Genomic DNA, 18917 nt, shown 5'->3' with positions numbered 1-18917 from the left:
TTTGTGGCAAATTATATTGTTGGTGACATTCAAGGTTGCTTGGATGAATTGGAACTACTGTTGTCAAAAAGTCATTTCGACAAACAAAAAGATACCCTTTGGATTGCTGGAGATCTCGTAGCTAGAGGCCCTAAATCACTGGAAACGCTCCGCTTCGTCAAAGCGATGGGAGAAGCAGCAAAAGTCTGCTTGGGCAATCATGATCTTCACTTATTAGCCGTATCGCTTGGCGTACACAAAGCGAAACCCAAAGACAAAACACTTCCGATTTTAGAAGCTATAGACAAGGCTGATTTATTAGACTGGCTCAGACACCAGCCTTTGCTCTTAGAACATGATGAATTTGTCGTTTGTCATTCAGGTGTTTCTCCTCTGTGGACTTTGGAACAGGCGAGAGTCAATGCTCGAGAAGTTGAGCAACAACTACAAAGTGATGATTGGCAAGCACTCATCCATAATATGTACAGCAATGACCCCGACTTCTGGCAATCAGGACTCACCGGTTTCGAACGTTGGCGTTACATCATTAATGCCTACACCCGAATGCGCTTTTGTTATCCAGATGGGCGCTTAGATATGGCCTGTAAGCTACCTCCTAGCGACGTAAATCCTCTGGAATATGTTCCGTGGTTCCAATTAGAAAATCGTGTCCCGCTTAATAAAACCGTACTATTCGGGCATTGGGCAGCACTAGGTGGCTACATCAGTGAACAGGTTATAGGATTGGATACCGGGTGTGTTTGGGGAGGTAGCCTTACTATGATTCGTTGGGAAGATAAGGCCGTTTTTGAACAACCAGCCTTGGGCTAAATATTCAATAAAAGACGCCTAAGAAACCTCTCTTAGGCACCCAATTATTAGCGCTCAAGAATGACGAACTGCATGTCGTACGCGTTTTTCTCATCCGCTTGATATTGCTCATTATGCACTTGTTTCCAGCCTTCTCCCCAATCAGGAAATTGAGTATCGCCATCAACATTTGCATCGATATAGGTTAGATAAAGTTTGTTTGCCATCGGCATACAGTGTTCGTAAAAGCTGCCACCACCAATGATCATCGCTTCTTCCACATCACTCACTAGGCTCAAAGCTTGTTCCAATGAAGTTACCGTCTCTACTCCATCTATGCAAAGCTCAGAATTTCGACTAACAACAATGTTTTGACGACCAGGTAAAGGGCGTCCTATAGATTCATAGGTTTTTCTACCCATAATAACGGGTTTTCCCATGGTGCACTTTTTGAACCAGATAAAGTCGGCAGGTAAGTGCCAAGGCATTTGGTTATCTTTGCCTATGACTCGATTGTCTGCCATAGCGGCAATCATGCTAATAATCATTGAGGTACTGTATTCCTAATTAAACGACGGGTCGGCTGCGATAGAATAACAGTCCCGGCATGGCAAGACCAATAGCCAAACCAGCAATTATAAACATCGCCTTTAGGAAGTTCTCCATTAGAGTAGCCAGAAGCTCTGGGGTATAACCAAGATGATTGATTTCCACCATAGCAATCATAGCTTTATAGGCAAACACCCCAGGAACCATCGGTATTAGCGCGGCCACCGTAAACACTTTAGGATGAGCTAGAAACTTATGCGACCAATGAACGCCTATCATACCGACAATCGTTGCGGCGAAAAAAGTCGCCCATTCAATCGGAACACCATAGTGCATCATCAAAAAGCGAGAGCCATGGCCAACTGCCCCACCAATCGCGCAATAAGCTAACGCATTTTGAGGAACATTAAATACCAACGCAAACCCTACTGCTGGAATGGCGGCAAAGAACATGTCGTTAAGTAGAGCAAATAATAATTCCACTATTGTCATTACTGAGCCCACCCTAGAACATCCGTCAGGCTCATGGCACCAATTATCCCCAAGCAGGTTGCTAGGGTTAATAAACTGGCAAACACAAAACGAGCGATCCCCATGTTGACATAGCCTTTGACCATATCAGCAACAGAGTTAATTAGTGGAAAGCCGGGGACTAACATGAGCACTGATGACGCCATCACTAGCTGAGGCTGCGCTCCGATGCTATAGATAACTGCTTGGGCAGAAATAAGTGTGGTAACAAACGCCGTGACGGAGAAGTTTAAGAGAGGGTTAAAATGGCGATGGCCGATTTCTTGACGTACCGTCATACCAACGGCTGAAGCTAGAAAAGTCATTGCAAACACTGACCAGTCACCGCCAGCGAGACGACTAAAAGCAGCGCATGATAGCCCTATCATCACCATGACTAGCCAACGATTATAGCGTTCAGGACTGATCTTATTCAGTTTTTTCTGAGCTAGTTGATAGTCAAGAATGCCTTTCTCCATCATGATACAGATACGTTGAACCTGAGTCACAACACGCATATTAAGCCCACGATCTGGGCTTCGTCTTGCCGTCGTAACACAATGTTCTTTGTAAACCGTGGTAATCACTAATGAACTTGCTGACAGTGATACTTCTACTTCGTCCATAGAAGCAGCAATACCCATTCTTCGAGTAATATCGCCAACTAACGTACTTTCTGCGCCATGAGCAAGTAACATTTGCCCTGCTTGCGCAATCAGCCGAGAGACGGCTCGTTGCTTAGAATCCATTCCAGTTTTTTCGTTGTCATTCAGTATTGAATCCATTTTAGGGGCATTTTCATTGTTGATGAACTAAAAACTGGAGCGCGATTGACAGAAAACAACAAATTTGTGAAAACTACTCTTGAGACAGATTCAGCGAATAAACTAACAGTCGTTTCAGGCTTACAAGGTCTTCCATTAGCTTCAAATTAAGCCATAAGTAGCCATTGATGCTCGTCTCCTCACCATCAATCTTTGGCAAACTGTTTTTTAAGGTCTCTCTTGCTGTCGCAATTTCTTTACCTGAAAGCTCGGTCTCTAATTTCCCGGTCATTATTAATGTTGCAAGTGCTTCGAACTCTTTCTCAATGATTTTCTGGCAATCATTAAGGGGTTTGGACCAAAGCATATTCAAATGACTGTGCCTATCGCTCCAATAAGAGGTGTTCAAAAGTTCAATGGAGTAAAGCATGTTGCGAAGCTGTACTTGAATCGCTTCTAATAATTGTGCACTCAGCTTTGACTCTTTAACTGAAGGAGAAATGAGACTTCTCAAGGTTACCATCTCCTTCATTAGCGTTTGCTGGTAGCGCTCAAGGTTCGGCTGTTCAAGCATGTTCAATGATGTGGATATTTGATAGACCTTAGCAAACCGGTCCAGCGTAGCGCCTAGACGCATGCGCCAATGAATAAACGCTCTTTGCGGATAAATAATGCAAAACAACACCGCTAATACACAGCCAATCGTTACATCAAGACCACGCCACAACGCAACTTCAATATCGTGATTACCTGCTCCAATAGTGACCGCAAGGGTAATACCAATCAGCAAACCCACATAAGGGCGTTTACCTAACGCAAAATAGGCACTACAAAACATCACAGCGCCGCACCAAGCATACATAGCCAACATTGACCATTGTCCAAGTAAAATGGCGGTAATCCCTGACAATGCTCCAATAATCGTTCCCATAGTGCGATGCCAAGCTCGTGGTAAAACATTACCTAAATACGAGATAGGGCCAATCACTACTACTAACGTAATGAGTATCCAGGTGCTTTCGGGAATCTGAAAATAACTGGTTAAAGCTAGAGTTAAAACGAATGCCACGGAAATCCGAATGCCATGTACAACACGGTAGTGTTTAAATATCAGAGCATCCACATCCGAAATTCGCCGATTTAAATCCATTTAAAAGGCTTCCTTTAGCATAAAGGGGGAGAAAAGAGAGTTTGTATCAGTTTGCCTTAGTACAAGCCACACTGAAATAATTTGAGTACAAAAAAAGCTGCAAAGTAACTTTGCAGCTTTTTAAATCATTGAGGTAACAATCAGTCACGGACGTAGACAACGTGGCCGTCATCTTCTTCGTCGTCCCAATCATCCCAATCGTCTTCAGTAATCACGTCTTTACCAGACATTGCATCTTTGTGGTAATCGTCCCACATAAAGTCGACTTTCTCTTCCTCAGAAATCTCTTCTTCAGCGCGAGGCAGTGTTTCCATAAAGTCAGCAAGCTTATAGCAAAGCTCTTTAGTTCCTTGCTTATTCACTGCAGAGATCTTGAAGTACTCATCTTCCCAACCAAGTGCGTCGAGGATCTCTTGGATCACTTCATTCGCTTCTTCTTCTGGCATAAGATCGACTTTATTGAATACTAACCAGCGCGGTTTATCCGCTAGCTTTTCGCTGTACTGCTCTAGCTCATCGATAATCGTCAGTGCGTTCTCGATTGGGTTACTTTGATCGATAGGCATAATATCGATCATGTGCAGCAATACTCGGCAGCGCTCTAAGTGCTTAAGGAAACGAATACCTAAGCCAGCACCGTCTGCGGCACCTTCAATCAGACCTGGGATATCCGCCACAACAAAGCTTTTCTCAGGAACAACGCTAACCACACCTAAACTAGGGATCAGCGTAGTAAATGGATAGTCGGCTACTTTTGGCTTAGCCGCCGAAACTGCACGGATAAATGTTGATTTACCCGCATTTGGCAAACCAAGCATACCCACGTCAGCAAGTAGCAACAGCTCTAAACGCAATTCACGAATTTCGCCTTTAGTACCCAGTGTTTTCTGGCGAGGAGCTCGGTTAACCGATGACTTAAATCGAGTATTACCTAGGCCGTGCCAACCACCCTTTGCAACCATCACTTTTTTGCCATGTTCAGCAACTTCAGCAACGATTTCATTAGTGTGAATATCTACAGCTCGAGTACCGACAGGCACTTTAAGTACCTTATCTTTACCACGCTTACCTGTACAGTTACCACCGCGACCATTTTCGCCACGCTCAGCTTCGTAAAAGCGTTGGAAGCGATAGTCAATGAGCGTATTTAGGTTCTCATCTGCTTCGATATAGATGTCGCCACCGTCGCCGCCATCGCCACCGTCAGGACCACCTTTCGCTACGAATTTTTCACGCCAAAAACTAACGACACCGCTACCGCCATCGCCCGCTTGGACTTTTACTACCGCTTCATCAACGAACTTCATCTCTTACTCCGACTACTTCTTCGCTACCCACCACCAAAGCCATCCTGCCGAAAAGACATAAGATCACTTTGTGGGCTCAATCAATTATCACTACATTTTAGCAGATGACAGAGACGATTCCCCATGGTGCAGAGCTTGTTGTTTCAACATAGCTATGCCTAGAGACTCGTCTCTATCGACTGCCCATATAAATAAAAAACCCCGCCGACTCGGCAGGGCTTTTGAATTCAGCTAGAAAGCTTATTCGTAATTTAGCTTAGCGCTAAAATTACTCAGCTTCGATGCTAACGAATTTACGGTTCTTAGGACCTTTAACTTCGAATTTCACTTTACCTTCAGTAAGAGCGAAAAGAGTATGGTCTTTACCGATACCAACGTTAGTACCAGCGTGGAACTTAGTACCACGTTGACGTACGATGATGTTACCTGCAAGAACAGACTCACCACCGAAACGCTTAACACCTAGACGTTTGCTTTCTGAATCGCGGCCGTTACGAGTAGAACCACCAGCTTTTTTGTGTGCCATTGTTAAACTCTCCTAATCGAATTAAGCGTTGATGCCAGTGATTTTCACTTCCGTGAACCACTGACGGTGACCTTGTTGCTTACGAGAGTGCTTACGACGACGGAACTTAACGATTTTTACTTTATCGCCACGACCGTGTTGTACCACTTCAGCAACTACCTTGCCGCCCTCAACAAGAGGAGCGCCAACTTGAATGTCTTCACCGTTAGCAACAAGAAGAACTTTATCAAATTCAACAGTTGCACCAGTTTCAACGTCTAATTTCTCTAAACGAAGAGTTTGACCTTCGCTTACACGGTGTTGTTTACCACCAGATTGGAAAACAGCGTACATATTTTACTCCGCTTTTTCCGCACAGCCTTTTGATTGTTATTTCAACAAATAGGGTGTGCGCTAAACTAATCATCAATAGGGCGCAGATTCTACGCGAATGATTACCCTATGACAAGCCATATTTTGAAAAAATTGGCGAAACACTAATCGCCAATGAAAAGTGCGGCAATAATGCCCTTTCACCATGTATTAATCAACGTTTTTTAGTGTATTATTCACAGATTATAACCAACGACTAAGCCTTATTGGCTCTAAGCTCAACCGGGTACGTAATGGATTTTAAAGCTATCCAAGCACTGACTGCCGATGATATGGCAAAAGTGAATGAAACAATACAAGCACAATTAAACTCAGAAGTTAGTCTAATCAATCAACTTGGTTTCTATATTGTAAGTAGTGGCGGCAAGCGCTTAAGACCGCTACTCGCGTTGCTTTCAGCGAAAGCTTTAGGATATCAAGGTAACGCACATACAACGGCTGCTGCGTTTATTGAGTTCATCCATACTGCGACGTTATTGCACGACGACGTAGTAGATGAGTCAGATATGCGACGAGGTAAAGCAACAGCAAACGCCGCCTTTGGTAACGCTGCGAGTGTTCTAGTAGGTGACTACATCTATACTCGTTCTTTCCAAATGATGACGGGTCTTGGCTCATTGCGCATTTTAGAGCTTATGAGTGATGCCGTGAATGTCATCGCAGAAGGTGAAGTTCAGCAGCTGATGAACTGCAATGACCCTAATACTTCTGAAGCAAGCTACATGCAAGTCATCTACTCTAAGACGGCACGTTTGTTTGAAGCCGCGACTCAAGTTGGAGCCATCCTCAACGATGCCTCTCCAGAAGTCGAACTTGCACTACAGAATTACGGTAAGTACCTTGGAACCGCGTTCCAGCTTATTGATGACGTCATGGATTACACCTCTACGGGTGAAGACATGGGTAAAAATGTCGGTGACGACCTAGCTGAAGGTAAACCAACATTACCGCTTATCCACGCCATGCAGCACGGTGAGGAACACGAAAGTGCGATGATTCGCGAAGCAATAGAAAAAGGTAATGGGATTGATAAGCTCGATACCATTATGGCAACAATGAACCGTGTGGGCTCATTAAAGTACACTGAAGACATGGCCTTTAAAGAAGCTGATAAGGCCATTGAAGCACTTTCTATCGTGCCTGACAGTGAATATAAAGAAGCCTTAATCGCGCTTGCCTACATGGCAGTGAAAAGAACAACATAAAGTCAAAGGGCAGTGATTGTACATCACTGCCCTTTTCCGTTTCTGACACCAAGCTTTAGTAGTATTTATCACAACCGTTATGAAGCTGCAGCTCTTCTTCGACTTCGTCAACAGATAGTGCCCATTGCTCCTCGCTTCCTATTGGTTCGACCAAAACGGACTGTGACTGCTCGTCGACAACAAGCACTCTGCCAGCGCCGTGTTGTGAATCCACCCACATACCTTTTACTACATCTTTCATTTCCATGACCCTTCCTCCCGCTCCGATTTATTACGGAGTCTTATAGGGTATAGATCAAAAAAGCCGATCTTAAAAAGACCGGCTTTTGCTATATAAATTAAATGTAGGAGTTTACTTAGCGAACTCTACACCAATTTCAATATCTTTATTAAGCGTCTCTAGCATGCCATCTAGTGCTGCTTTCTCGTAATCACTGAGCTCACCGTAACTAAGGATAGCTTCTGCGCCGTCTTTACCTAGCTTAACTGGTTGTGCGAAGAATGGAGCGTGCTCACCATCACCTTCCACATAAGCACACTCAATAACGTTCTCTTCGCCTTGAAGACCTTTAACAAGAGCTAAACCAAAGCGACACGCTGCCTGACCCATAGACAAGGTCGCAGAGCCGCCACCCGCCTTCGCTTCAACCACTTCAGTACCCGCGTTTTGAATACGCTTCGTTAACGCTTCTACTTCTTCCGCAGTAAACTCAACGCCTTCAACTTGAGAAAGTAGCGGCAAAATAGTCACACCAGAGTGACCACCGATAACTGGTACACGAATATCACCAGGATCTTTCGCTTTCAGGTCAGCCACAAATGTCTCAGAACGAATAACGTCAAGCGTCGTCACACCGAACAGTCTGCGCTTGTCATACACACCTGCTTTCTTCAGGACTTCAGCTGCGATAGGCACTGTGGTGTTAACAGGGTTAGTGATGATACCAACACATGCAGTAGGACACACTACCGCGATTTTCTCGGCCAATGACTTAACGATACCTGCATTGACATTGAATAGGTCTGAGCGATCCATACCTGGCTTACGCGCAACACCCGCTGAAATTAGAACCACATCAGCACCTTCAAGTGCTGGTGTTGGATCTTCACCCGCATAGCCTTTAATAGAAACAGGCGTTGGGATGTGGCTTAGATCAGCTGCAACACCTGGTGTGACGGGAGCAATATCATACAGGGCTAGATCAGAACCAGCAGGAAGACGGTTTTTTAGCAATAGAGCTAGGGCTTGGCCGATGCCACCTGCGGCACCAATAACAGCTACTTTCATGGGAGTTCTCCTTGAGATTTATATCTCTTATTAATAGTCTTGTAGGGTAATTTTTCATCGATTAGCTAAAAAGTTATAGTAATCACTAATCGATTACAATCAATTAACCTCAGCTTTGCGAGCTCGCGCAACTCACTGATTACGTGCTACTACGCTATCATGACAAGAGGGTGATGAGAACCCATTTTTCCCCTTGCTAATTATAAGGTTATCATCGCTAACCTCAGCATTGATAATAGTGATACCGTTGGCATAAACCATGGATTATTTGGTCAAGATCGAGGTTCTGTGCCACAATAGCCGGATCACTGCTAGTTGAACAAAAATAAGAGGCGTTTATGCGCAATAATGACAAACAAGACAACCTGGTTCGCGCGTTTAAAGCGTTACTAAAAGAAGAGCGTTTTGGTTCTCAGGGCGAGATTGTCGACGCATTAAAACTTGAAGGGTTTGAGAACATCAACCAATCAAAAGTGTCACGTATGTTGACTAAGTTTGGCGCAGTGAGGACCCGCAACGCAAAAATGGAAATGGTGTACTGCCTACCAGCAGAGCTTGGCGTTCCAACTGTCTCTAGCTCTCTACGTGAATTGGTTCTTGATATAGATTACAACAACGCTATCGTCGTTATTCACACTGGCCCTGGTGCTGCACAGTTGATTGCTCGATTGCTCGATTCTCTGGGTAAAGCAGAAGGGATTCTAGGGGTCGTTGCAGGCGACGATACCATCTTCATCACACCAACCTTGAGTGTGTCTACCCAACAATTGTTTGAATCGGTATGTGATCTATTTGATTACGCTGGCTAAGTTTTAAACATTAACATTTAGAATAAAGTATCACGGAACATGATTGTTCCGTGATTTATATCACATCTTGATAAATCGAAAAACAAGCCACAAAAAACATCTAATTACCTGTTTTTATTGAATAACACCCTAATCACCCCTATCCTTCTAAATCCTCTAGCACAGACAATTCCCCTATATTCATTAACAATTCAGTAATTTTCTGCCAATTTTTTTGGTATGATTGCGCCACTTTTTCAACATATGGATTGAAAAAGATGCCGTTTCCACATAGGAAACCTCTGAAGACATCTATAGTTATTCAGGGCTAATAATGAATAAGGAAGGGAAATTCATGGCATTTAAGAAACTTGTTAAAATTGGTGCTATTGCCGCTGCCGTTATGGGCACTGGCGCTGTTAACGCTCAAGAGTTCATCACAATTGGTACAGGTTCGGTAACAGGTGTTTATTACCCAACTGGTGGCGCAATCTGTAAGCTTGTGAATAAAGGCCGTAAGGAACACAATATTCGTTGTTCAGTAGAGTCCACTGGTGGTTCTATCTACAATGTCAACACAATGCGTGCTGGTGAGTTAGATTTCGGTATCGTTCAATCTGACTGGCAATATCACGGCTACAACGGCACAAGCAAATTTGAAGAGCAAGGCCCTTACAAAAAGCTTCGTGCAATGTTCTCTCTGCACACAGAACCATTCAACATTATCGCTCGCACTGATGCTGGTATCGAAAACGTAACTGACCTTAAAGGTAAGCGCGTGAACATCGGTAACCCAGGCTCAGGTGACCGTGCGACAATGGGCGTTGTTATGGATGCAATGGGTTGGACCAACGCAGACTTTAAACTTGCATCAGAGCTTAAAGGTTCAGAGCGTTCTCAAGCACTTTGTGACAACAAAATCGACGCATTCGTTTATGTGGTTGGTCATCCAAACGGATCAATCAAAGAAGCAACAACATCTTGTGATGCTAAGCTAGTTCCAGCAACAGGCGCACAAATCGATGAGATCGTAGCGGCAAACCCATACTACGCGTACAGCAATGTACCAGCAGGTATGTACCGTGGCACAGATCAAGATGTGAAGAGCTTTGGCGTAGCAGCAACAATGGTAACCACATCAGATGTTTCTGATGAAGTGGCTTACAACGTTGCAAAAGCAGTGTTTGAAAACTTTGACACGTTCAAACGTCTGCACCCTGCATTTGCTAACCTGAAGAAAGAAGACATGGTACAAGCAGGCCTATCTATTCCTCTTCACCCAGGTGCAGAGAAGTACTACAAGGAAGTTGGTCTTCTTAAGTAAGACGACTCCGTAGGGGAAGGCTCCCTTCCCCTATCACTTTTCTAATATGAGTATCACTCAAAACAATCAACACCAATTAACCCAATTGGTGTGGCTATTTGGGCTCTCTTTCCAAGCCCGTCATTTTTAGAGCCTTAAGAAACACAACTAAAACCACACGTTTGCATCCATTGACTACAATGTTAAATGCGAAATATGGTTCGTTCATTTTGTTTGAAAAACACTGGACCATAAAATAATAAAGGAAAAAGTACATGACGCAGACAACACAACCGTCGCAAGATGTGCAAGAAATGGTCGCACAAGCTGACACTGGAGCAAGAAGCCCGAAAGGGATTCCCGCAAAAATACTCTGGCTTGTTCCACTATGTTGGTCGCTATTTCAACTTTGGTACGCATCCCCACTGCCGTTTATTTTTAACTTTGGCGTACTGAACGACACAGAAGCACGTTCAATTCACTTAACGTTTGCTATTTTTCTAGCGTTTACCGCTTATCCAGCGATGAAAGGTTCACCGCGCGATCGAATTCCTGCTATCGACTGGATTTTAGCACTGGCAGGTAGTTTTTCTGCTGCCTACATTTACCTCTTTTATACTCAATTAGCAGGCCGCTCGGGCGCACCAACGACCATGGACATTGTCGTTGCCTGTACGGGTATGGTTCTACTACTTGAAGCAACACGCCGTGCTTTAGGTCCACCGCTAATGGTCGTCGCTGCGGTATTCTTGTTGTATACCTTTGGCGGTCCATACATGCCGGATGTTATCGCTCACAAAGGCGCAAGCTTGAACAAAGCGATGTCACATCTGTGGCTAACAACAGAAGGTGTATTTGGTGTTGCACTTGGTGTTTCAACGTCATTTGTATTCTTATTCGTTTTATTCGGAGCTATGTTAGAGCGCGCCGGAGCGGGTGCTTACTTTATTAAAGTCGCATTTTCTCTATTAGGTCACATGCGTGGTGGTCCCGCAAAAGCGGCCGTTGTGGCATCTGGTCTGTCAGGCTTGGTTTCTGGTTCTTCCATCGCCAACGTAGTAACTACAGGTACCTTTACCATACCTCTCATGAAGCGCGTTGGCTTCCCGGGGACAAAAGCAGGGGCTGTGGAAGTTGCGGCATCAACCAACGGTCAGCTAACGCCACCGATCATGGGTGCTGCGGCATTCCTGATGGTTGAGTATGTGGGGATTTCATACGTTGAAGTAATCAAAGCGGCACTACTACCTGCGCTGATTTCTTATATCGCTTTGATTTACATTGTTCACCTTGAAGCTTGCAAAGCGGGTATGACTGGCCTACCGCGCCGCCATAACCCGACGCTAGTTCAAAGTCTCTTATCATTTACCGGTACCATTCTTGGTCTTTGTGTCATTAGTGCTGTGGTGTACTACGGCATTGGCTGGACTAAAGGCGTCTTTGGTGACGCTGCGACCCCAATCGTAGGTGTAGCGCTCTTACTATCTTATATCGCGTTACTGCGTGTCTCAGCTAAGTACGCGAAAGAAGGTGGTATTGAAATTGATGCAGAACTAACTGAAGTGCCAGATCCGGGTCCAACCATCAAGTCTGGTTTACATTTCCTACTGCCTATCGTGGTTTTAGTGTGGTGTTTGACTGTTGAGCGCTTTTCTCCGGGTCTCTCTGCGTTCTGGGCAACGGTCTTTATGATCTTCATTCTGATTACCCAGCGTCCACTGATCGCAATCATGTCGAAAACCAGTGATGTCAATGCAGAGATAAAAGCTGGTTTTGTCGATTTGGCAGAAAGCTTAGTGTCTGGTGCTCGTAACATGATTGGTATCGGTGTGGCGACAGCTGCTGCGGGTACCGTTGTGGGTGTGGTTACACTCACGGGTATCGGCCTTGTAATGACCGACTTCGTTGAGTTTATCTCGGGCGGTAGCATTATCTTGATGCTGCTATTTACCGCCGTTATCTCTCTCATCCTCGGGATGGGTCTACCAACAACAGCAAACTACATTGTTGTTTCAACTCTCATGGCGCCTGTTATTGTCACATTGGGTGCGGCACACGGTTTAATCATCCCGCTGATTGCCGTTCACTTATTTGTGTTCTACTTCGGTATCTTAGCCGATGATACACCGCCAGTTGGTCTTGCTGCCTTTGCCGCAGCTGCAATTGCGAAATCCGATCCAATCCGCACCGGTATTCAAGGCTTCACCTACGATATTCGAACAGCAATTTTGCCTTTCATGTTCATCTTCAATACTCAATTATTGATGATGGGGATTGATTCGTGGTGGCACCTTGCTCTGACGGTTATCTCTGCGATTATTGCAATGCTTATTTTCTCTGCCGCAACTCAAGGTTGGTGGTTCACTAAGAACAAGTGGTGGGAAACTGTATTGCTACTTGTATTAACGTTTACCTTCTTCAGACCAGGTTTTTGGTGGGATATGGCCTTCCCGGCGAAAGTTCTTTCGCCAGGTGTTGAGATAGCTCAAGTTGTTGAGAAGCTAAATGTTGGACAATCCATCGAGTTACGTGTTGCAGGTGAAACCCTCGAAGGTAAGTACGTTGAAAAAACCGTTCGACTACCTTTTGATGATAGCGCTGTCACCGCAGAGGAGCGTATCGCTTCGATGGGACTAATGCTCGACAAAGATGCTGATAAGATGATCATCGATATGGTTGAGTTTGGAAGCCCAGCAGAAGCATCCGGTCTAGACTTTGACTGGGAAATTAAATCTATTGTGCAGGATGCCGATAGACCAATGAAAGAGTGGGTATTTGTACCTGCGTTGCTCTTGCTTCTCGCGATGGCGATGAACCAAAAGCGTCGTGCTCGTCGTGAAAACTTGAGCGCATAAAGGTATCAGGCTCTGGACTCGCTTTTGAATCCAGAGCCTAAAAACCTTAATACGGAACGGATAAAACTAGCCAAGCGTATGCTTTACCCTATGCTAGTAGGGTACAAACCAAAAAGAGAAAACACATGTACAAGCAAATCCTTGTTCCTGTCGATTTAAACGATAAAGGCTTTTCAGACAAAGCTGTAGAAATCGCGGTCTGGCATGCTAAGCACTCTAATGCCGAAGTGCATTTACTAAATGTTCTGCCGGGTATCCATATGTCTATGGTGGCTACGTATTTCCCTAAAGATGCCGCCTCGCAAATGAAAAATGATGTCAAAGCGCAACTTAAATCATTTGCTGATCAGCACATCCCTGATGAAGTTGTCTATAAAGTTCATGTTGCTGAGGGTAAACCTTATGCGACTATTCTTGATTATGCGGAGCGTTTAGGTGCAGACTTAATTGTTATGCCAAGTCACAAACGCTCTAAGATTGACAAGGTGGTTCTTGGCTCTGTTGCAAGTAAAGTGGTTCAGAACTCACCCATCAATGTACTGGTCGTTAAACCACAAGCAGATTAATTTCCTCGCCCCACTTTACGTGGGGCGAGTTATTTCTAGACCACTCTATTTTGCGTTTTGCCTTGCTCTACAGCTTCAATATTACTCACTAATATTTCGCAAAGCTTCTCTATGGAAGAGCGGCTTCCCCATGCGACATGCGGCGTTAAAATGAGATTGGGCAAATCCATATTCTCAACTAGAGGATTCGTTTGAGGCGCTGGCTCTTCTGTAAACACATCCACTCCTGCTCCAGCAATGTGATTCTCCTTTAAAGCACAAACCAAATCTGCTTCGTTAACCAAGCCACCGCGTCCAGTATTAATCAATACTGCCGTAGACTTCATATTCGACAACGCTTCACTATCGATAAGATTGGTCGTTTCCTCGGTCAAAGGACACAAAAGGGCAATGGCATCGCTCGTTTTCAAAAATCGTTCAAAAGGCACATAGCCCTCGCGGTATTCTGTTACACCTTTGCGTTCGGAGAACTGCACATTCATACCAATTGCCCTAGCAAGCGTCGCTGTCGCCTGTCCTAGGGCTCCGCTACCAATAATACCTAAGGTAGATTGAGCAATATCTTGAATAGGATGAGTGAAGAAACAGAACTTATTCTGACGTTGCCACTCACCATTGCGGATATCGTTGTGGTAAGCAGGAATATTTCGCATCAAAGTAAATAGCAATGCAATCACATGTTCAGGCACCGATTGAGTCGCATAACCTTGGACATTGGTAACGGTAATACCGCGTTGCGCGCAGTAATCGAGCTCAACGTTATTAACCCCAGTGGCAGCCACCGCAATATGTTTTACTTGCTTGGCCTGTTCAAGAATGTCTGAACCTAAATAGACTTTATTGCTAATGACGACATCTGCATCATAAATGCGTTCTAACACTTGTTCAGGCGAGGTCGACTGATATTCGACCCATTGATGTACGAAATTTGGAGTGGGAATCGCGATGGATGCTGGAATGGTATCACGATCTAAAAAGACAATTTTCTTGGTGGCCATGACTTCTCCTTGATGTCGTACGGCCACACACTTTATGACCGAGGCAAGGTCTTATAATCCGGTAAATCTGTCGCGGGGTCAAAGTGTTGCACCACTAATGGCTCAGACACTTGATGAAAATCGCATGGAACGAAAATGGATTGTAGCTTTTCAGTTTCAGGATGGTAGAAACACAGCTCTGCCGCATGCAGCTCTAATCTATCTGAGAAACTCATCGCTTCTTCATGGGCGTAGAATTCATCACCAACGATAGGATGCCCCAGTTCCAATAAATGCACTCTTAGTTGATGTGAACGTCCGGTAATGGGGAATAAGCGCACAATACTTGTCTGTTGTTCCTGCTTTACCACCTGATAGTATGTTTGCGACGGCTTGCCATGTTCGTAGCACACTTTTTGCCTTGGACGATTCGGCCAATCACAAATAAGCGGTAAATCGATTAACCCTTCCGATTCATCAGGTGTTCCCCAAACTCGCGCATAGTAGACTTTATGAGTAAGCCGATACTGAAATTGTTTCTTTAGAGAACGTTCTGCTTCTTTGTTTTTCGCTAGTAACATCAGCCCAGAGGTCGACATGTCTAAACGATGCACTACTTGAATCTCGGGATACACCTCAACAAGACGGCTCCACATACTGTCATAATGCTCGGGCGCTTTCCCTGGTACAGATAACAAGCCTGAAGGTTTGTTTACCGCGAGAATATGTTCATCTTCAAATACAGTATCTATCCAAGGATCTGTTGGAGGTGTGTAGCTAAGCATGGCCATAATAATTTACCGCATCACAATGAAGTAGGACGCAGATATCTGCGCCCTATTTTGTGTTATTAATTGTGGCTGACAACGATCAGACGTAGTGAATCCAGTTGGACTTGAGCTTTCGCGATATAGCCATCAAGCTCTTTGATTTGAGCTTCAATCGCTTCGATTTCCTCGTCACGAATATTTGGGTTTACCGCTTTTAGCGCCTGTAAGCGTTCTAGTTCACCATTCAAGCTCGCATACATTGCTTTATGTGCTTGCTCGCGAACCGCCACGACTTTCTCTTCGACCGCCTCATTACCCGATTCTATCAATCGATGAACATCGGCTTGAACAGACGTTACCAATTTACTTCCCAAATGGCGATTAACTGGGCTAAGTTGACGGTTGAAGCCTTCAAACTCTACTTGTGAAGAGAGATCATTACCGCGAGCATCCATCATCAAGCGAATCGGTGTTGGTGGTAAGAAGCGGCTAATACCACTCTGTTTTGGTGCTTGCGCATCCACAACATACACCAACTCCAATAAGATAGTACCGACTGGCAGTGCTTTGTTTTTCAGCAGCGAAACGGCGCACGTCCCTACGCCTTCACTCATCACGAGATCGATACCGCCCTGAATCATTGGATGTTCCCAACTAATAAAGTTCATATCTTCACGAGAAAGCGCCGTATCACGGTCAAACGTAATGGTTGCTCCTTCATACGGTAGGCCTGGATAGCTCGGTACCATCATATGCTCAGAAGGCGTCACCACCAGAGCGTTTTCACCTTTGTCATCTTGGTTTAAACCAATGGTGTCAAACAAACTCAGTGCGAATGTGACTAAGTTAGTATCGCCATCGGTCGCTGCAATCTTTTCGACAATCTCTTGCGCTGCTTCACCACCATTAGAATGCATCTCAAGTAAACGGTCACGGCCTTGCTCAAGTTCATGCTTAAGCTCTTGGTTGTAATGTCTTGAGCCTTCAATCACCTCATCCAGCTCGGTCGTATCGCCACTCGCAAGCATGTTGATAATGCTCTCTTCATAGCGGTCATACACCATACGTCCCGTTGGACACGTCTCAGCAAATGCATTGAGTCCTTCATCAAACCAACGTGCTAGTATTGCTTGAGAGGTGTTCTCTAAATAAGGAACATGTACGTCAATATCACGCTTCTGACCAATACGATCCAAACGGCCAATACGCTGTTCTAGCAAGTCTGGATTGAATGGTAAATCAAACATTACCAGTTGGTTCGCAAACTGGAAGTTACGACCTTCAGAACCGATTTCACTACAGATCAAGACCTGAGCACCACCTTCTTCTTGCGCGAAGTAAGCTGCCGCTTTATCACGCTCAAGAATCGACATACCTTCATGGAACACAGTTGCACGGATACCTTCACGTTCACGCAACGCTTGTTCAAGCTGAAGAGCGGTACTTGCACGTGACGCAATCACCAACACTTTCTCACTGCGCTTTGCTGTGATCTTTTCAATCAGCCAGTTAACACGAGAATCAAACTGCCACCAGCTAGAGTCTTCGCCTTCAAACTCTTGGAAAATCTCTTCAGGGTAAAGCATTTTCATCGCGCGTGCTTCTGGTGCCATCTTGCCACCAATCATGCCTGATACACGCATAGAGGTGGTGTATTGCTGTGGAATCGGCATCGGCACAAGGTTTACGTTACGCTTTGGAAAGCCTTTAATCGCGGCACGCGTATTTCGGAACAGCACTCGTCCAGTACCGTGGCGATCCATTAGGTTGTCGATAAGCTCTTGACGTGCTGTGGCTTTTTCTTCATCACCGGCATTGCTTTCTAGAACGTTGAACAATGGCTCAACATCTTGCTCAGACAATAGCTCAGTAATTTGGTTCTTCGCCTCATTGCTCAGCGCCTCTCCCGAGAACAGAGCTGTTACTGCATCGGCAACTGGCGCATATTGCTCTTCTTCTTTAACGAAAGATTCATAATCAAAGAAACGGTCTGAATCGAGAAGGCGCAATCTTGCAAAGTGGCTTTCGCGTCCCAACTGCTCTGGTGTTGCTGTTAGCAAAAGGACACCCGGTGTCTTCTCGGCCAACGCTTCAATGACTTGGTACTGACGACTTGGGTTGTCTTGACTCCACTCAAGGTGGTGCGCTTCATCTACGACCAGCAGATCCCATTCGCCTTCCAATGCTTGTTCAAAGCGTTTACGACTCTTACGTAAAAAGTCCAAAGAGCATAGGACAAACTGTTGAGTATCAAATGGGTTATCCGCCTCTGCGTATGCCTCAATGCAGCGTTCTTCATCAAAAATAGAGAAATGCAGATTGAAACGACGCATCATCTCCACCAACCATTGATGCTGTAGTGTCTCTGGCACCACAATCAAAACACGTTGAGCACGGCCGGACAGCACTTGCTGGTGAATGATCATACCTGCTTCAATGGTTTTACCGAGACCAACTTCATCAGCCAGCAATACACGTGGCGCATAACGACGACCCACTTCATGAGCAATAAAGAGCTGATGAGGAATCAAGCCTGCACGCATGCCACAAAGACCGCGCATTGGACTTTTGTGTTGTTCGTATTGATTGCTTAGTGCACGATAGCGCAGTACAAAGTTATCCATTCGGTCAATTTGACCTGCAAACAATTTGTCTTGCGGCTTGTTAAAACGAATTTGATGGCTCAAGAAGATCTCGCGTAATGCAACGCCCTGCTCTTCTGTATCTTGACGTGTGCCGACATACGTTAATACGCCTTGGTCTTCGAGCACTTCTTCAACTAGAAGCGTCCAACCTTCTTGGCTATCTATGACATCGCCAACATTAAAGATAACTCGGGTGACTGGCGCATCACTGCGTGCGTACACACGGTTTTCTTCTGATGCTGCAAACATAAGAGACACTGTTCTCGCATCCAATGCGACGACCGTACCTAAACCTAAATCACTTTCCGTATCGCTAATCCAGCGCTGCCCTAAAGCAAATGTCATAGAGAGACTACCTCAACTCGTATCGATATCTTTTGGTCATTCAAACGGTAACTCAGTCGAAAACTAAGCTCAAAACCCCGCCCAAATAATAGTAGGTGATAGAGCAAATATTGCTCATTTTCACCCTAGGGTGAAAGGTCGCTAATCTTACTTGAAGGCGTGATGCAGGTCACGCCAATTACAAGGAAATCCTAAGTTTTTTTTGTAT

General features: G+C 44.9%; 18 protein-coding genes. 6 read left to right on the top strand and 12 right to left on the bottom strand.

The window, feature by feature from the left end; genetic code table 11:
* Positions 1-3: 3 nt before the first annotated feature.
* Entirely contained in the window at positions 4-810 is an 807-nt protein-coding gene (locus tag HW45_RS19895; protein WP_038229169.1) for a symmetrical bis(5'-nucleosyl)-tetraphosphatase, read from the top strand.
* Positions 811-857: 47 nt separating this feature from the next.
* Here HW45_RS19895 and folA read toward each other — a convergent pair whose 3' ends face one another.
* The 7 genes from folA to rplU form a co-directional block, all read right to left on the bottom strand.
* Complete coding sequence (gene folA, locus HW45_RS19890; RefSeq protein ID WP_038229167.1) at positions 858-1337, bottom strand: type 3 dihydrofolate reductase; 480 nt, start codon at positions 1335-1337, stop codon at positions 858-860.
* 19 nt (positions 1338-1356) lie between these two features.
* Positions 1357-1830: a threonine/serine exporter family protein gene (locus HW45_RS19885; protein WP_006074835.1), complete on the bottom strand. Its 474-nt coding sequence runs from the start codon at positions 1828-1830 to the stop codon at positions 1357-1359.
* Positions 1830-2597, bottom strand: a complete 768-nt coding sequence (locus HW45_RS19880) for a threonine/serine ThrE exporter family protein (RefSeq protein ID WP_038229650.1) — start codon at positions 2595-2597, stop codon at positions 1830-1832. Before HW45_RS19880 ends, HW45_RS19885 begins: the two co-directional genes overlap by 1 nt.
* A 109-nt stretch (positions 2598-2706) precedes the next feature.
* Positions 2707-3762 carry an FUSC family protein gene (locus tag HW45_RS19875; RefSeq protein ID WP_006074833.1) on the bottom strand — a complete coding sequence of 352 codons (1056 nt, stop codon included), beginning with the start codon at positions 3760-3762 and terminating at the stop codon, positions 2707-2709.
* Between the two features lie 140 nt (positions 3763-3902).
* Positions 3903-5069, bottom strand: a complete 1167-nt coding sequence (gene cgtA / locus HW45_RS19870) for an Obg family GTPase CgtA (protein ID WP_038229165.1) — start codon at positions 5067-5069, stop codon at positions 3903-3905.
* 268 nt (positions 5070-5337) lie between these two features.
* On the bottom strand, positions 5338-5595 hold the full coding sequence (gene rpmA, locus HW45_RS19865; RefSeq protein ID WP_004409945.1) for a 50S ribosomal protein L27: 258 nt from the start codon (positions 5593-5595) through the stop codon (positions 5338-5340).
* A 21-nt stretch (positions 5596-5616) separates the two neighbouring features.
* The gene (gene rplU / locus HW45_RS19860) at positions 5617-5928 is read right to left on the bottom strand and encodes a 50S ribosomal protein L21 (protein WP_006074830.1); all 312 of its coding nucleotides are present in this window, start codon (positions 5926-5928) and stop codon (positions 5617-5619) included.
* A 272-nt stretch (positions 5929-6200) separates the two neighbouring features.
* Between rplU and ispB the strand changes: the two genes are divergently transcribed.
* Complete coding sequence (gene ispB, locus HW45_RS19855; RefSeq protein ID WP_038229163.1) at positions 6201-7172, top strand: octaprenyl diphosphate synthase; 972 nt, start codon at positions 6201-6203, stop codon at positions 7170-7172.
* A gap of 55 nt (positions 7173-7227) precedes the next feature.
* Here ispB and HW45_RS19850 read toward each other — a convergent pair whose 3' ends face one another.
* Positions 7228-7419 (bottom strand): hypothetical protein, encoded by a 192-nt coding sequence (locus HW45_RS19850; RefSeq protein WP_031496916.1) that lies wholly within the window; start codon positions 7417-7419, stop codon positions 7228-7230.
* A 105-nt stretch (positions 7420-7524) separates the two neighbouring features.
* Positions 7525-8460: a malate dehydrogenase gene (gene mdh / locus HW45_RS19845; protein WP_038229161.1), complete on the bottom strand. Its 936-nt coding sequence runs from the start codon at positions 8458-8460 to the stop codon at positions 7525-7527.
* A 338-nt stretch (positions 8461-8798) separates the two neighbouring features.
* Between mdh and argR the strand changes: the two genes are divergently transcribed.
* The 4 genes from argR (at position 8799) to HW45_RS19825 (ending at position 13972) form a co-directional block, all read left to right on the top strand.
* The gene (gene argR, locus HW45_RS19840) at positions 8799-9269 is read left to right on the top strand and encodes a transcriptional regulator ArgR (RefSeq protein ID WP_006072881.1); all 471 of its coding nucleotides are present in this window, start codon (positions 8799-8801) and stop codon (positions 9267-9269) included.
* 334 nt (positions 9270-9603) lie between these two features.
* Entirely contained in the window at positions 9604-10572 is a 969-nt protein-coding gene (locus tag HW45_RS19835; protein ID WP_006072880.1) for a TAXI family TRAP transporter solute-binding subunit, read from the top strand.
* Between the two features lie 254 nt (positions 10573-10826).
* Complete coding sequence (locus HW45_RS19830) at positions 10827-13406, top strand: TRAP transporter permease (protein ID WP_038229159.1); 2580 nt, start codon at positions 10827-10829, stop codon at positions 13404-13406.
* 125 nt (positions 13407-13531) lie between these two features.
* Positions 13532-13972 carry a universal stress protein gene (locus tag HW45_RS19825; protein WP_006072878.1) on the top strand — a complete coding sequence of 147 codons (441 nt, stop codon included), beginning with the start codon at positions 13532-13534 and terminating at the stop codon, positions 13970-13972.
* Between the two features lie 35 nt (positions 13973-14007).
* Here HW45_RS19825 and HW45_RS19820 read toward each other — a convergent pair whose 3' ends face one another.
* The 3 genes from HW45_RS19820 to rapA are packed head-to-tail and all read right to left on the bottom strand — an operon-like array spanning position 14008 to position 18709.
* Entirely contained in the window at positions 14008-14970 is a 963-nt protein-coding gene (locus HW45_RS19820) for a D-2-hydroxyacid dehydrogenase (RefSeq protein WP_038229156.1), read from the bottom strand.
* Positions 14971-15002: 32 nt separating this feature from the next.
* Positions 15003-15740 carry a bifunctional tRNA pseudouridine(32) synthase/23S rRNA pseudouridine(746) synthase RluA gene (gene rluA, locus HW45_RS19815; RefSeq protein ID WP_038229155.1) on the bottom strand — a complete coding sequence of 246 codons (738 nt, stop codon included), beginning with the start codon at positions 15738-15740 and terminating at the stop codon, positions 15003-15005.
* Positions 15741-15799: 59 nt separating this feature from the next.
* Positions 15800-18709 (bottom strand): RNA polymerase-associated protein RapA, encoded by a 2910-nt coding sequence (rapA, locus tag HW45_RS19810; protein WP_038229153.1) that lies wholly within the window; start codon positions 18707-18709, stop codon positions 15800-15802.
* Positions 18710-18917 lie beyond the last annotated feature (208 nt).

Source organism: Vibrio sp. ER1A (assembly GCF_000733315.1).
GTDB classification, from domain to species: domain Bacteria; phylum Pseudomonadota; class Gammaproteobacteria; order Enterobacterales; family Vibrionaceae; genus Vibrio; species Vibrio mediterranei.
The sequence above is the reverse complement of the archived record's forward strand: the minus strand, read 5'-3'. Positions and strand labels throughout refer to the sequence as shown.

Coding starts and splice junctions, on each gene's coding strand:
- folA (WP_038229167.1), bottom strand. CDS start 1,337: ATGATTATTAGCATGATTGCCGCTATGGCAGACAATCGAGTCATAGGC.
- HW45_RS19885 (WP_006074835.1), bottom strand. CDS start 1,830: ATGACAATAGTGGAATTATTATTTGCTCTACTTAACGACATGTTCTTT.
- HW45_RS19880 (WP_038229650.1), bottom strand. CDS start 2,597: ATGGATTCTAAGCAACGAGCCGTCTCTCGGCTGATTGCGCAAGCAGGG.
- HW45_RS19875 (WP_006074833.1), bottom strand. CDS start 3,762: ATGGATTTAAATCGGCGAATTTCGGATGTGGATGCTCTGATATTTAAA.
- cgtA (WP_038229165.1), bottom strand. CDS start 5,069: ATGAAGTTCGTTGATGAAGCGGTAGTAAAAGTCCAAGCGGGCGATGGC.
- rpmA (WP_004409945.1), bottom strand. CDS start 5,595: ATGGCACACAAAAAAGCTGGTGGTTCTACTCGTAACGGCCGCGATTCA.
- rplU (WP_006074830.1), bottom strand. CDS start 5,928: ATGTACGCTGTTTTCCAATCTGGTGGTAAACAACACCGTGTAAGCGAA.
- ispB (WP_038229163.1), top strand. CDS start 6,201: ATGGATTTTAAAGCTATCCAAGCACTGACTGCCGATGATATGGCAAAA.
- HW45_RS19850 (WP_031496916.1), bottom strand. CDS start 7,419: ATGGAAATGAAAGATGTAGTAAAAGGTATGTGGGTGGATTCACAACAC.
- mdh (WP_038229161.1), bottom strand. CDS start 8,460: ATGAAAGTAGCTGTTATTGGTGCCGCAGGTGGCATCGGCCAAGCCCTA.
- argR (WP_006072881.1), top strand. CDS start 8,799: ATGCGCAATAATGACAAACAAGACAACCTGGTTCGCGCGTTTAAAGCG.
- HW45_RS19835 (WP_006072880.1), top strand. CDS start 9,604: ATGGCATTTAAGAAACTTGTTAAAATTGGTGCTATTGCCGCTGCCGTT.
- HW45_RS19830 (WP_038229159.1), top strand. CDS start 10,827: ATGACGCAGACAACACAACCGTCGCAAGATGTGCAAGAAATGGTCGCA.
- HW45_RS19825 (WP_006072878.1), top strand. CDS start 13,532: ATGTACAAGCAAATCCTTGTTCCTGTCGATTTAAACGATAAAGGCTTT.
- HW45_RS19820 (WP_038229156.1), bottom strand. CDS start 14,970: ATGGCCACCAAGAAAATTGTCTTTTTAGATCGTGATACCATTCCAGCA.
- rluA (WP_038229155.1), bottom strand. CDS start 15,740: ATGGCCATGCTTAGCTACACACCTCCAACAGATCCTTGGATAGATACT.
- rapA (WP_038229153.1), bottom strand. CDS start 18,709: ATGACATTTGCTTTAGGGCAGCGCTGGATTAGCGATACGGAAAGTGAT.